8 protein-coding genes are annotated in these 14,970 nt (G+C 60.0%); 2 read left to right on the forward strand and 6 right to left on the reverse strand.

The window, feature by feature from the left end; translation table 11 throughout:
- On the forward strand, window positions 1–2,349 hold a 2,349-nt coding region (locus AW06_RS04185; RefSeq protein ID WP_034946066.1), incomplete at its 5' end, for an SdrD B-like domain-containing protein.
- Window positions 2,350–2,493: 144 nt separating this feature from the next.
- Here AW06_RS04185 and selD read toward each other — a convergent pair.
- The 4 genes from selD to AW06_RS04205 form a co-directional block, all read right to left on the reverse strand.
- Complete coding sequence (selD, locus tag AW06_RS04190; RefSeq protein WP_046536734.1) at window positions 2,494–3,606, reverse strand: selenide, water dikinase SelD; 1,113 nt, start codon at window positions 3,604–3,606, stop codon at window positions 2,494–2,496.
- 98 nt (window positions 3,607–3,704) lie between these two features.
- Window positions 3,705–3,911, reverse strand: a complete 207-nt coding sequence (locus tag AW06_RS04195) for a cation transporter (RefSeq protein ID WP_034946069.1) — start codon at window positions 3,909–3,911, stop codon at window positions 3,705–3,707.
- A complete protein-coding gene (locus AW06_RS04200) occupies window positions 3,911–6,187 on the reverse strand; it encodes a heavy metal translocating P-type ATPase (RefSeq protein WP_273704368.1) in 2,277 nt (758 codons plus the stop codon). Before AW06_RS04200 ends, AW06_RS04195 begins: the two co-directional genes overlap by 1 nt.
- Window positions 6,184–6,867: a sulfite exporter TauE/SafE family protein gene (locus AW06_RS04205; RefSeq protein WP_034946072.1), complete on the reverse strand. Its 684-nt coding sequence runs from the start codon at window positions 6,865–6,867 to the stop codon at window positions 6,184–6,186. The genes AW06_RS04200 and AW06_RS04205 overlap by 4 nt, the downstream gene beginning before the upstream one ends.
- Before the next feature lie 497 nt (window positions 6,868–7,364).
- Here AW06_RS04205 and AW06_RS04210 point away from each other — a divergent pair, with 497 nt between their 5' ends.
- Complete coding sequence (locus tag AW06_RS04210; protein ID WP_273704369.1) at window positions 7,365–8,786, forward strand: ATP-binding protein; 1,422 nt, start codon at window positions 7,365–7,367, stop codon at window positions 8,784–8,786.
- A gap of 18 nt (window positions 8,787–8,804) precedes the next feature.
- On the opposite strand, the gene AW06_RS19875 is transcribed toward AW06_RS04210, so the two are convergent.
- Together AW06_RS19875 and AW06_RS04220 are read right to left on the reverse strand one after the other, a co-directional pair.
- Window positions 8,805–9,524, reverse strand: coding sequence for an energy transducer TonB (locus AW06_RS19875; RefSeq protein WP_273704370.1), 720 nt, complete (start codon window positions 9,522–9,524; stop codon window positions 8,805–8,807).
- A gap of 37 nt (window positions 9,525–9,561) precedes the next feature.
- Window positions 9,562–14,958, reverse strand: coding sequence for a PilC/PilY family type IV pilus protein (locus AW06_RS04220; protein WP_034946076.1), 5,397 nt, complete (start codon window positions 14,956–14,958; stop codon window positions 9,562–9,564).
- Window positions 14,959–14,970 lie beyond the last annotated feature (12 nt).

Consider the following 14,970-nt stretch of genomic DNA (forward strand, 5'->3'; position numbering starts at 1 on the left):
CCGAAGATCGACATCGAGAAGACCACCAACGGGCCGAGCAACAGCAATGCGACTGCTCCCGACTACGACAACGAGGATGCTGCCAATGGCGCGGGGGTGCCGGTCCTGACACCCGGTTCGAGCGTCACCTGGACCTACAAGGTGACCAATACGGGCAACGTGGCGTTTGCGAAAAATGATGTGGCGATTGTCGACGACAACGGCACGACCGGGAACACAGCGGACGACCTCTCGGTGGCCAACGGCAAGATCACCTATCAATCGGGTGACACCAATACCAACAATCTGCTGGACCCGGGCGAGGCTTGGCTATACAAGGCGACCGGCACTGTCCAGAACCTTACGGCTGCGGGCGCCGCGACCACCTTCGACTTTTCGGGCAGCAGCGCTACGGACGGGAGCGACGGCAACGTTCGCACCTTCACCTCCGGTGCCCTGTCGGTCAAGACCAGCGCCTTCAGCCGCGATCAAAGCACCGGCACTTGGGCGCAAGCCTACCTCGGCAGCTACGGTGGCGGACTTGGCGTGACCGACAGCAGCGAGAGCGGCAGTGGCGACACGCATACGGTGGACAACCTGGGCGGGCGGGACAACTACGTGCTGTTCGAGTTCAATCAGAATGTGGTCGTCGATTCGGCCTTCCTGGGCTATGTCGTCGGCGATAGCGACATGTCGGTGTGGATCGGCACGCGCAGCGACCCGTTCAACAACCATGACACGATGCTCAGTGACGCCGATCTCACCGCGTTGGGATTCACCGAGGTCAATCTGACCGACCTCAGCTCGACCCGACTGGCCGACCTGAACGCGGGCAATGTATCCGGCAACGTGCTGGTAATTTCCGGCTGGACGGGCGATACCACGCCGGAGGATCGGTTCAAGATCGAGAATCTGACGGTTCGGCAATCCTCCCCGGGCGTTTATGAGAACAAGGCGACAGTGACGGCTCCGGGCGCTACTTCCGACTCCGACCTCAGCCATTACAAGAATCCGGCTGCGCAACCCATTCTGGCCTCGCTCGGCGACCGCGTCTGGGAGGATCTCAACGCCAACGGGGTTCAAGATACGGGCGAAAACGGGATCAGTGGGGTGACCGTCAAGTTGCTCAACTCGTCGGATGGCACTGTCGCTACGACCACCACCAATGCCAGCGGCAATTACCTATTCAGCAACCTCACTCCGGGTGACTACAAGGTACAGGTTGTCGCGCCGACGGGTTATTACGTTTCGCCGAAGGATCAGGGCGGAAATGATGCGACCGACTCCGATATCGATTCGACAACTGGCAAGACTGTTCTCACGACACTGATCAGCGGTGAAAACGACCTGAGCTGGGATGCGGGCCTCTACCGGAAGGCTTCGGTTGGCGACAAGGTCTGGGATGACATGGATCACGACAATGTCCAGGATGCCAGCGAACCCGGTATCAAAGGCATCACCGTCAAACTGATGAATGCCGCCGGCACCACGGTACTGGCCACGACCACCACCAATAGCAGCGGTAACTACCTGTTCAGCAACCTCGATCCAGGCACCTACGTCCTTCAGTTCGACAAGACCAATGTCCAGCACTATAACTACGGGCAGTGGAACAACATGAGCAACTGGAAGTGGGCGGTCAAGGACACGGGGAGCAATGACTCAATCGACTCCGACGTCGCCGGTGACGCCATAGCCACCACCAATGTCACCAAGACCAGCGCATTTACGTTGGTTTCCGGCCAGAATGACCTGACCCGTGACGCCGGCATCACGCCGATCGCCATCGACCTCGACGGCAATGGTATCCAGACCGTCAGCCGCGCCGATTCAGGTGGCAGTTTCGACCTTTTCGGCAATGGCGGTGCGGTCGCTTCGGGGTGGCTCTCGGGTGGCGACGGTTTCCTGGCGGTCGACAAGAACGGCAATGGCAAGGTCGACAGCATCAGCGAACTGTTCGGCGGCACAGCCAAGGGGGCGGGTTTTGCACAGCTCGCAGAATACGACAGCAATGGCGATGGTCTGGTCAATGCTGCCGACGCAGCCTTTGCCGATCTGAGGATCTGGCGGGACGCCAACGGCAACCACCAGACCGACGACGGTGAACTGATGACACTCGCCGAGGCCGGTGTGAGCGAGCTTGCCACCGCCTACACCGAGCTGCCGTTCCTGGACCGTCAGGGCAACGTGCACCTCGAGCGCAGCAGTGCCACGATGTCCGATGGGCAGACGGTGGACATGACCGACGTGTACTTCAGCGTGGCGGCTCAGGACGCTGCCGCTGCTGGCGTCACGCTGACCGGGATCGCCGAATTGCTGAACGCAAATGGTGGCCAAACGCCGGTCGACGCGGGGTGGTTGTTCTCATAGGCGCTGCAAGCTGCCAGCGCGCAGCCATCGCGCTGGCTAGCTGCATTCAAGCGGAGACAAGCGCGGGAGAATACCGCGGGCGTTTTTCCTTCGGCTGAAGTCGATGGGTTGCAAGGGGGGACACTGCAAGGTGTCCCCATTTTTTCAGCCGGCTTGGCTCTTGAGCACGGATACCTGCGGCTTGCCTTCGCAGATTTCTCCAATCACCGTGGCGTGGTCGAATCCCTCCTGCAGGAAAATCGCCAGGACTTCGGTGACCACTTCGGGCGCACAGGCGACCAGCAGGCCACCACTGGTCTGCGGGTCGGTCAGCAGTGCCTGTTCGGGGTCGCTGAATGATTTCTTCTGGAGACTGACGTGCTCGCCATAGCTCACCCAGTTGCGCCCGGAAGCGCCGGTGATACAGCCTTTTGCTGCGTAACCGAGCGCATTCGGCAACAAGGGCAGGGCCGTGAAATCGATCTTTGCCGCAACGCCCGAGGCCTTGCAGATTTCGACCAGGTGGCCGAGCAGGCCAAAACCGGTGACGTCGGTCATCGCGTGCACACCGGACAGGCAGGCGAGTGCACGACCCGGCGTGTTGAGCTGTGTCGTTGCGGCGATCATCGCGGTGTAGCAGGCGTGCGACAACAGTCCTTTCTTCAGCGCCGCGCTGAAGAAGCCCACCCCGAGTGCCTTGCCTAGAATCAGCTGGTCGCCAGGGCGGGCGCCGGAATTGCGTTTGAGGTTGTCCGGATGCACCAGACCAATGGCAACCAGGCCGTAAATCGGCTCGACAGAGTCGATGGTATGTCCGCCGGCAATTGGAATGCCCGCCCTGGTACAGATGGATTCACCGCCTTCGAGGATTCGTTTAATGGTGGCCAGCGGCAGCTTGTTGACCGGCATGCCAACGATTGCCAGGGCCAACAGCGGCACGCCTCCCATCGCATAGACATCGGAGAGTGCGTTGGTCGCGGCGATGCAGCCAAAGTCGAAAGGATCATCGACGATCGGCATGAAAAAGTCGGTGGTCGCCACCAGCGCCTGCTCGGCGCTGAGTTGATAGACGGCAGCGTCATCGCTGGTTTCGATACCCACCAGCAATTGCCGAGGCACGATCGCTGACGAGGTCTTGGCGAGGATCTGTTCGAGTACGCCGGGAGCGATCTTGCATCCGCAACCGCCGCCGTGCGAGAACTGCGTCAGTCTGAGCGCTGCGGTCGAGGGGACTTGCGGTGCAGCAGCTTCGTTGGTTCCGGTTTTTTTTCTGGACATTTTTCTTGACCACGCAGGGCGGATGTGCGGTGTCGCAGGCGATGGCGAAGACCATCTCTACGCGAAAACATTCATGAGTCGCTGAAGTGACTTTCCCATTAACTAGCGTCAAATCCCGCTTCTTCGACCACCTGCCGCAACTCCGCGGCGCTTACCAGCGCTGGGTCACAGGCGATGCTGGCTTGCCCAGAAGCGAGGGATACCTCTACCTGCTCGACACCGGGCAGCGCCTGGAGGGCTGCGGTGACACTCTGCACGCAACCCTGGCAACTCATTCCGGCTACCGCAATCACGATTTTTTCCATCAGACCTTCCGATTAGAGAGTCCGGCCACGGGCCTGTCTCCGGCGTGCCAGCGTTTGAGGAGCAGCGAGTTGGACACCACAGAGACCGAACTCATTGCCATCGCGGCGCCTGCGATCACCGGACTGAGCATTCCCAGCGCCGCCAGGGGAATGCCAAGCACATTGTAAATGAATGCGCAGAACAGATTTTGCCTGATTTTCCGTAGCGTCGCACGCGAAAGCAGGATGGCGTCGGCGATTCCGTTGAGATCGCTGCGCACCAGCGTCACGTCGGCTGCCGCGATGGCTGCATCGGAACCTGCGCCAATGGCGAAGCTGACGTCGGCAGCCGCCAGCGCCGGTGCGTCGTTGATCCCGTCGCCGACCATCGCCACCACAGCCTTGCCGGTCTTCAGCGCATTGACCGCTGCCGCTTTGTCCGCGGGCAGGATGCCGGCCTGGAAATCATCGATACCGGTCTCCTGGGCAATCGCCGTGGCGGTTCCAGGATGGTCACCGGTCAGCATCACGACGCGGATTCCCATGCCATGGAGGCGAGCCACGGCGGCACGCGAGGTCTCGCGCAGCGGGTCGGCGATGGCCAGGAGCGCTAGGGCCAGGGAGCCATCGTCCCCGGCACATGGGGTGCTGCGCTGCTCAGTCAGGACCACGACGGTCTTGCCGGTCCGTTGCAGAGTGTTGATCAGATCCTCGGGCAAAGCCAGGCCATGGCAGCTGTCCGGCGCAGCCAGCCGCAGCCAGCGCCCGGCGACCCGGCCTTCGACGCCACGACCGGGAATCGCCCGAAACTCGTCAAGTTCCGGCAAGATCGTCCCGGCGGCCTGAGCGTGCTGCAGGATTGCCCGCCCCAGCGGATGTTCCGATCCCTGTTCCAAGCCAGCAGCCAGCGCCAGCGCTTCCTCGGCAGACGTCGACAAAGGGACGAGATCGGTGACGACCGGTTCGCCTCGCGTCAGGGTCCCGGTCTTGTCGATTGCCAGTATGCTGACCTTCTCGGCGCGCTCGAGCGCTTCGGCATTCCTGACCAGGATGCCGGCTGCGGCGCCCTGACCGCTGGCGACCATGATCGCCGTCGGCGTGGCCAGTCCGAGGGCGCAGGGACAGGCAATCACCAGCACCGCCACGGCATTGACCAACGCGCTGCTGAAAACGCCGGAATAAGCCCACCAGGCGATCAAGGTAAGCAAGGCGATGGCGCAGACGACCGGTACGAATATTGCCGAAACCCGGTCAGCGAGTCTCTGCACCGGCGCTTTCGACCCCTGCGCTTCGGCCACCATGCGAATGATTCCGGCGAGCAGGGTGTGCTCGCCAACGCTGGTGGCCCGGCAACGCAGCATTCCCTCGCCGTTGGTGGTGGCGGCAAAGACGCGGTCGCCGCGGCGCTTGGCCAGCGGCATGCTTTCACCGGTGAGCATGGCTTCATTGACGTTCGACGAACCGTCGATCACCTCGCCGTCTACCGGCAGGCTTTCGCCGGGACGGACAATGAAGATGTCCCCTGGTACCAGCAGAGCGGCGTCGATGTCGAGCAGTTGTCCGTCGCGTTCGACACGGGCCATTCTCGGTTGCAGGCGGATCAGCGCCTCGATGGCCTCGCTGGTCTTTGCCTTGGCGCGTGCCTCGAGCAGCTTGCCGAGCAGCACCAGCGTGATCACTGCCGCCGAGGCCTCGAAGTAAACATGCAGGTCTGTAGCAAGCGACAGGGTGACGACCAGGCTGAAGCCGTAAGCCATGCTGGTACCGAGCGCGACCAGCACGTCCATATTGGCGCCGCCAGCGCGCAGGGCTTTCCAGGCGCTATCGTAAAAACGCCAGCCGATCCAGAATTGTACCGGTGTCGCCAGCAGCAGTTGCAGCCAGCGGGGCAGGAAATCCTGGTGGGCGTGAACGTCAGAATCGAACATGCTTAGCATTTGCGCGGCCAGCGGCAGCGTCAGTGCGGCCGAGATCCATAAACGACGCAATTCGGCCTGCTCGCTGGCGCGTTTTCTTGCCTTTTCTTCCGCCTGAGAACGATCATCGGCCAACCGGCCTGTGAAGCCGGCGCGCTTGACAGTGGCGATCAATAGCGCTGGCGCGACGACGCCGGGAAGGTAACGAACCGTCGCTTGCTCGGTCGCCAGATTGACCACTGCGTCTACCCCCGGCAGACGGTTGAGCATTTTTTCCAGCCGTGCCGAGCAGGCCGCGCAGCTCATGCCGGCGATGGCCAGCTCAAGAGTCTGCGGTGGCAGATCGCTGGGTAGCCGAGAATCGGAGCCTGATTCGCTCATCCGCTGCGGAGTACCCGTGGCGCCAGTCCCAGCACCCCGAGCAGTCCCCAGATGCCAAAACCGAGAATCAGCAGCCCGCAAGCCAGGCGAACCCCTCGTTTCATGGCATAGGCCTGGAGGCGGGCGGCGAGCAGGCCGGCGAGCAGCAAATTGGGCAGGGTGCCGACACCGAAGGCCAGCATCAGGCCGGCCCCATGCACCGCAGAACCGCTGGTGAGGGCAGTTGCCAGGGCACTATAGACCAGGCCGCAGGGTAGCCAACCCCATACCAGACCGAGCGGAAAGGCCTGCGCCACGCTGTGTGCAGGCAGATAGCGGCGGCTCAGCGGTTGCAGATGCCGCCACAGCTTCTGGCCGCAGCGCTCGCTGAATGCCAATACCCGGGTGACGCCCATCAGGTAGAGACCCAGCGCGATCAACATCCCGTTGGCAAGCAGATAAAGGACGGTGCGAACCGGCCATTGAGCGGAAAGGGCCATGCTGGCTTCACCGAGCGCACCAGCCATGGCACCGGCGGTGGCATAGCTGACGATGCGTCCGGTGTTGTATGCCATGTGCATGGAAAGGCTTGCCGGTGCACCCATCGACAGCGCGCCGACGATGCCGCCGCACATGCCGACACAGTGCGTACCTCCCAGCAGACCGATCAACAACAGGGCGAGATGGCTGGATTCAGGCATCAGTGTGAAAGTCGCATCAGCGACTCATGAATCTCCCCGCCTCACGCGCGGGAACGAAGGCGGGGTTTCGCGGAGCACTGCTCCGCGCCGCCGCAGCCAGCCCGCGACGCAGCGCGGGCCGTGGGAGGAGTAGGGGGTTGAGAGGAGAAATTCGCAGAGCATGCTCTGCGCCCATTGAACGATTCCGGCGTGCACATCGGAATGCGCCCTGAAAGGGAGGGAAAGAGTCATGACTTTCATGATCGGGAGTGCCTAACGTGCCTTCGATTGGCGCCAGAGTACGAAGTACGGAGGCGTCCGCTCCAACGACTGGTCGAACCAGGAGGTCATCATAAAATGGAAGCCTTGTTCTCAGCAAATTTTGATCGCAACTACCCGTTGCTTCTGCCGTACCTGCAGCGCGAGGGGCTGCAACCCAGGACCATAGAGGCTTACTCGCGCGCCATCCGCCGAGCCTGATCGTTGCAGCATGTGTCGATTGGCTCTACGATTGCGCCATGTCCAACCCTGAGTCATCCGCCGGGCGACCGCTGCGGCGTCCCTTGCTCACCCCTGACTCCCTGCCCGAGTTGCCTTCAGCTATTGAGGGCGTGGACGAGACGGTTTGGGTCGAGGTGATCCGCAAGATGGATGAGGTTTACAACGATCTCCTGCAATACGAGGTGGTCCTCGAACAGAAGAACGCCGCGCTCGAGGACTCGCAGCACTTCATCGAGAGCGTTCTGGCGTCGATGTCGGACATCCTGATCGTCTGTAACCGGCACGGTGCGATTCAGGAGGTTAACGATTCGCTGTGCCGCTTTATCGGGCAGGACGAGACCGTCTTGCGTGGGCAACCCCTCTGCAATCTTTTCGCCGATACCGCGTCGCAGCAACGTGCTCGCGATTTCTTCTCGCCGGCACGCCCGGCACCCGTTCAGGATTGCGAACTGCTGATCTGCGGCCGCGATGGCAGCCCACTTCCGGTCTCGCTGAATTGCACGCCACGTCTTTCGGGAACTGGCAAGCTGGTTGGGATGGTGCTCACCGGTCGCCCGGTCGGCGAGTTGCGGCGTGCCTATCACGCGCTGCAGCAGGCACACGACGATCTCAAGCGCACCCAGCAACAACTTCTGCAGGCAGAGAAAATGGCTTCACTCGGACGTCTGGTGGCTGGTGTCGCGCATGAGTTGAACAATCCGATCAGCTTTGTTCTCGGCAATGTTCTGGCCCTCCGGCGTTACACCGCGCGCTTGCAGACCTATCTGCAAGCGATGCACTCGGACCTTTGCACGCGCTCGACGAAACTCGAAGAATTGCGCCAGGAACTGCGCATTGACCGCATCATGGCCGACCTGCCGCCGCTGCTCGACGGTATGAGCGAAGGGGCCGAGCGTACGCGCGACATTGTCGATGGACTGAAGCGCTTTACGGCCATCGATCGCAGCGCTGCCGAGCCCTTCAACCTCGCTGAAGTCCTTGCGCGTGCGGTACGCTGGGTGACACGCGCGGATCCGCGCAATTTTCGGGTGACGATCGATCTGCCGCAGGAGTTGTCGGTCATGGGTTCTTCCGGCCAGATGCAGCAGGTGCTGATGAATCTCGTGCAGAACGCCCGTGACGCCTGCAGCAGCGGCGAATTACCCAGCCTCGAGATCAGCGCCGAGCAATGCGATGGCATGATCAGGGTGCACTTCGCGGACAACGGGCCAGGAATCACACCCGAGAATCTGTCGCGGCTGTTTGACCCTTTCTTCACGACCAAGCCGATCGGGCAGGGAACCGGGCTTGGCCTGTCGATCAGCTATGGCATTGTCGAACGCCACGGCGGTCGACTCGAAGCGGCCAACAGAGAGGAGGGCGGCGCTCGGTTCACCCTGACCTTGCCGCTAGCGAAGGCTGAAGCGACCAAGACCCTGGTCCACGGCCCGCAGTCATGATCCATGCATGGACGAAGACTATTCGAGTCTCGTTCCTTCGATTCCCGTGAGGGTGAAGTCAATCTTGACGATCATCCGACACTTCACTGCTTCTCCTCCTCGTTGCCCCGGTGAGAACGGTGTGATGCGGAAGGCTGCCCGGGCCGATTCTTCGAAAATGCCGGGGGGGTTGGCCTCCAGAATCTCCAGATGACGCAACTGGCCACTTTCATCGATCAATAACAATAAGCGAACCCACCCTTCAATGTTATGGACTTGAGCGTGCGGTGGATAGGCGGGTACCACGGAGATCAAGGGATACGGTTGTTCATCGAGTTCGGATGATTTGAAGAAATATTCCTTGATTGGGAGCGGAATCGTCGGGGAGGTATTGGGTGACCAGGCGGAATCCTGATTGCTGGCTTGAGCTATTTCCTGCGGAATCGATAGCGGGTCGTTTGCCTCTGTTTCTGTGAGTGGCGCTGGAAACCGAAGCTGAGTCTCAGGGGACGCACTGGGTGGGGCGGATAGCCACTGACCGTTGGCCTCGGCGATTGTGAACGGAGCTAATCGCGGGGCTGCTGTTTCAAAGGGTAGCGTTGGCTCGCTGCTTCCCGTCTTCGGGGAATTCTCGATTCGGATCTCCAGACGAGCGGGTGCTGTGGACAGGGTCGGGGCCCTTGCGGGCCCCAGGATGAAAAGCATCTCGGCATGCAGCAAGGCTGACAGCAGCAGCCAGCCTGCCAGTTGCCGTGTCATCGGCAGAGGCGCCTCCGGGATGGGAGCAGCTTACCGGTCATCTCTCGGGTTCCTGGAACCAGTAGGTACGCTGACCCACACCAAGCGTGCCGAGCAGATCGGCCTTGCAGTTGCCGTCACTGCAGGATTCACTAAAAATCTTCTTGTCATGGAAGATGGTGATGGTATCTGATGGAAAACCGCGTATCGCAAAATTGGAGGAAACGCGCGAATCGCTGCTGGTGATGCTACCGCTGTGGTCGGTATCAATCACCACGCTGCCTTCGAGAGCGTTCATGGCGTACGTCGTTCCTTTCCCAGGCGGCAGGCAGACAGATGCCGAAGCAAGCGGACTATAGGTTCCGAAACGCAGTACGTTGAAGAAGACCGTTGGGGCATTGACCACCTTCTCGCCGCCATCCACTCCGCCAGTTTCAAGTCTCATCACCCAGCCGAGTTTGTCGACAAGTGCAGTTTGCGCCACCGTCTGCTGTTCTGTGGTGCCAAACTGAATCAGGTTGTCAGTCAGATCATAGAAATCACTCGTGCTTGGGTCAGAAGAGTATTTGATGAGAGACCTCCCGGTCGTCGCCAAACCCGTATCGAAATCCTTGATCATGAACATCAGATCATGGTTATCGGTGCGCAAAGGATTTTCCTTGTCCCCAGTCCCGACGTATACCGCGTCAAAGCGCTGCCCCTGGTATTTCTGTTTCACTACGGCGGGAGGGAAGAAAATTCTTCGCCGCGGTGTTGCACCATTGGTCAGATCAGCAAACTTGGTGGCGGTCCAGCTTGACGGCGTGTCACTGTCGACATCGAAACGCCAGACGTTTCCACCCAAATCGCCAAGATACAATCGATCGGTATAACCATTTGAATCGAGATCGGTGTTGAGAGGAGCGGCATCCGAAGGAATGCTGAACAACATCCCGGACACCTGGGTGTTGGCTCCGGCACTGGCCGCCGGTGTGAAGCTCCTGATCAGTTCGCCGGTTCTGCCGTTCACAAAAAATACGCCGCGACCCATTGGTGTGCTCGTGCTCGTAATACTTTCGACCCTGACCGTGCCCGTCGGGGGCGTGTGTAATGAATCACTCACCGTATAGGTAAAGCTTCGGGCACCTGTGACCGTGATGGTTTTGGCGCCGTTATAGCCATCCGGCGTCGCGCCCGAGACCTGCACCGAATCACCCGTGGTGAAACCATGATCCACGGGGGTGGTGGCCGTTGCCGTCGTTCCCGATCGCGTGATCGTCACCGAGATCTGGTCATTGGCGACCGGATCATAACCGGCACCAAAAATCAGCACTGGGTCGGAACTTGCGCGCATCCTGGTGAAGGCCGGTGTGGACCAGGTTTCACCCAGTTCATTAAACCCGGAAGTACTATGGTCGATTTTCCACATGAACTTGGGTGCCGCACGGTCGGAAATGTCGAGAACGTAAACTGCACGGCCACCACGGCGCATGCCGAAGACCAGATAAGCCTTGTCGCTCGAGGTGATCTTGCCATCATCATCAAGATCCTCAAGGTAAATCCTCGGGCTGCCGTCGCCTGTGATGAGATGCTCGCCGACCGGGTTTTCATACATCGACTTGAGTTTCGGGATGTACTCTTCCGGCATGAAAGCCCATTGCTCCTTGCCCGTCGCCGTATCCACGGCATGCAACAGCCCATCATTGGACATGTAGAACATATCGGTGACCGGGGGAACGGTCGTGCCGTCGTATGTAAGGATGCTCGGGCTGGAATGCAGCACATCCCCATGTGGCCAGGTTCGCCATGTGGAGCAAACGGTTGTTGAATCGGCGTCCTTGCATCCTGCATTGGCTGGATCACCCCCACGGGCATGGTTGAGGATGGTTGCCCGCATTGCATCAGTCATCGAGGCGTCGCCCAGCAAATCCTTGGTGATTGTCGAATTGACTTCCGACATGGCATTGCTGGCGTTGGTCAGGAGTGGCTCGCTGCTGCTGGAGAGATGCGTGTAAAGCTTACGCGAAGAGGGCGTGGATCCGGACGCTGTCTTCAATACATATCCGGTTCCTCCCTGATTGGGTTTGCTACCGTCCGGAGCAGTCGTATCACTCCAGTAACTCACGGCCTCGTCCCGCACCCTGGCTATTTTCAGGATCCTGTCGAATTCCTCGATGTTTCTCAGGCCATCTGCGGTAAAGGTCGTTTGCCCGGTCAGGCAAAGCGGGATTTGAACGTTGTCGACGTCAAGACCACAAGCCGTGGCATTGCTGCTAAGCTTGAATTTCTTGACCGTACCTTCCCAGGACTGTTGCAGGCTGGGACGGAAGAAGGCCAGAAAAATGTCGTCCGAACTCTCGGAACGGTTGGTAGCCGAGATGGGCACGGTTGGCGCAGCAAGCGTCGGATTCCAGTCGCGGATAGTATCGATCGCTTTGGCCAGTGCAGTCGACAGTTCGCCACTGTCTTTTGCCTCGTAGAACGCGCCGCCGCCGCTCGTGGCGGCTTTTTCAAGGACAGGCGAGGAGCCACCGGCAAAACCCACCGTGTAGGTGGCGACTGATTGAATGCCCACAAGCGAGTCAGTGGCTGTGGCACCACCGGGAGACATGTCGCCATTGGCCATGAAATAGGTCAGCTCGTCCAGCCAGACATAATTGCTGGGGTAAGCAATATCTGTTGGGCCATACGGTAGGCCGGCATTTTCGAACTGCGTTGAGGGAGTGGCTTGCAGCGTCTTGATCGTGTCCGCCCGGTAAGGCGGGCCCTGGATGAGTGCCTGAACCTGGGTATCCGCCTGATTGTCGTTCTCGGGGCCGCCATCCGAAATCAGAACCACATAGTTCTTCTGGCAAACCGCAGGGGTCGAGCGATTCGGGTTGCTCATCATGGGCGAGTCGTATTTTCCTGCGACAATGGCTGAGGGGTCACTGTCGGCCGATACCGTGCCACCGCCGACGGCGGGGGTGGCATTGGTTCCGAACAGGGGGGGTTCTCCACGAAAGTACAGGTAAGCTTCGTACATCACTTCCGTCAGCGGGGTCGTGCCGGTGGCCACTACACTGTTGATTGCACGCGAGATGCTTACGCGATTGACATAATCGGAGTCCGTTTCGCTGGACCCCATGCGACGGATCGGATAGACGATATTGCCTCCCTGGCTACCTTGAGTGTTACGGATGGTAATGTCGTTGGGCAGTTTGTTGTAAACCATCAGGCCGAAGCGGATACCATTCGTTTTGGCGACCAGGTCAGTCAAGGCATCCTTGGCGATCTGCAAGCGTGTCTTGCGCCCGATCGGGGCACCTGTTGCCCCTTTCGCTCCGTATTTCCAGTTGAGGTAATTGACCGAGTACATGTCGACCGCATTGGGATAGCTCGCCGACGGGTCGGTTGGCGTATAGGCCGCCGTCGTTCCTGTGGCGGAGTTGGTGGCATTCCAGTCCTGGCCAAAAGTACGGTCGATGGCCGCAGTCATGAAGCTGTTGCCGGGATTGCCCGTCGTGCCGTTATCGGCCTTGCAGTCGTGCACAAGATGGTTGGTACCGGCAGCAAACGGATAGACGATGTAATCGGCTGAATCGCCTGGGGTGGTGGAAGATATGGTCTGATTGGTGCAGGCACTGGTGGGATTGGGGAGGTAGCGACATGCGGGAGAGCCTTCACGGACTTCGCAGGTGGTGGTGGTATCGGATTTGCTGGTGCACCCGACGCTGGTGCCATTCCCGCTGTTGAGTGCGGCATTGGGATAGACCGTGGAACCAATGGTGATATTACCCAAAGTCATGTCGCAGTAGTTGGGGCTGCTCCCGCCAGATGCACAGGCGCTGGCGCCCAGGACGTTGCCCTGACCAGTGCAAGAACCGCTGCAGGTGCCGCCATAGTAATAGGTGCCGGTCCCCTCAACCAGGATCGAGCTTCGGCCAGACCAACTGCAGCCATGGGGGTTGGCGGATGTGTAGGAATTGTTCAGGTTCTGTGGGGTACCGCAAGCGGCAGGCTCCGTGCTGCAATCGCTACCACTGGTGCCGGTGCTTTGGCAGGTGGCACCATTCTTGACCCAATACTTGATGGTGCCGGTGCCATCTTGCGGAGGGGTGCCCGAATCATGCGCCGAGTAAGCGCCCTGGTTACCATCCGTTCCTGGATCGGCATCGAGCACACAGGTACGCGTGCACAGCGTGGTGGTAATTGCGCCAGTCGCACTTAGCCTGAGCAGGGTCCCCGGCTGATCGTAATAGGCAGGAGTGCCGGTCATCTTACCGAAGGCCGGTGTTGGCGAGGCATCGCGATTGCCTTTCCAGGCCTTGTGCAAGGCCGTCGTGGTATCGGCGCTGATATCATAAAGTTTCAGCAATTCGACCACGACCGAATTCGTTGGCGACTCTCCTGCGAAATTCTGGAAATTGAACCCCCCCATGTCGGCCTTGAGATCAGTCCAGCCCGAACGCGAGGAGGTGCCTTGGGTGCGAATGGGTTGTCCCTGGTCGCCAATGTCGTCGCGACTGCTAAATGGCGCCGACCGCGGGTAACTGTCGCGTATTGGGTAGGGTGATCCGCCACCTGCGGTGCCCAGAAACTCGCTGCGTGCGCGGATTTTGCTGCCGATCGTGCCCACCACGCTGCCCGCCACGATCTCCACGGTAGCCGTCCGGGTGCCACCGAGGCTATTGGGGTAGGTGCTGTCGCCATTCATTACACGCCCGTTAATCAGGTCCAGATAGGGTTCCCAGCGTTGCCATGGCTGTTTTTCGTATTTCCCCGTATTGCGCGGATAGGGCGTTGGCGCAAAGACTGTCGAGGGGAGAAGCTTCTCCAGAGAATCATTACATTGGTTGTAGCTACGTGAATCAGCGAGCGGCCCATAGTCGATCCCCGCACGCACGTTGGCGGGAAAACCACTCTGCGCCACACCACCCAGCCAACGATTGAAGGAATTCGACCACAGTCGCTTGTCCGTTTCCGGGGTATCGGTTGGCAGCCAGTAGATCCATCCGGCATTTTTGTAGTTGCGATAGATATTGCGTACACCGGGATCGCCTGTTTCGGTGGCTTTGGAGTAAACCGAGGCGGCATCCTTCTGTCTTGCACGCTCAGCCGTATCCCCTGCCCAGTATCCGTATTTGGCGTTCACGTTGCCAGGATCCAATACGGTATCCGATATTTGGGAATCGATCATGTTGGAGTCGTTCCACAGATACTCCACATGCGAATCGTAGGCGCCGGGATACTCGCGCCATCCTTCCGGGGTGTTCATCGAGTCGGAAGTGTCGAGAAGCAGCAGTACCGCGGGTTCCGCGGTGCTGCCGGCGTAAGTCGTCGACAGATAGATGTCCGTATCTCGTGCCGAGGCAGTACTGGAGAACAGGGACAGTGGCAGCACGTTCAACGGGTTGGCCAATGCCGCAATCAGGGTCCACGCGACACGTCGTTGCCAGGGCCTGAGGGTATTCTGGGTCGGGTTGGGGGCTAGCATGATCGTGCCTCG

Source organism: Candidatus Accumulibacter cognatus, from assembly GCF_000584975.1.
GTDB lineage: Bacteria > Pseudomonadota > Gammaproteobacteria > Burkholderiales > Rhodocyclaceae > Accumulibacter > Accumulibacter cognatus.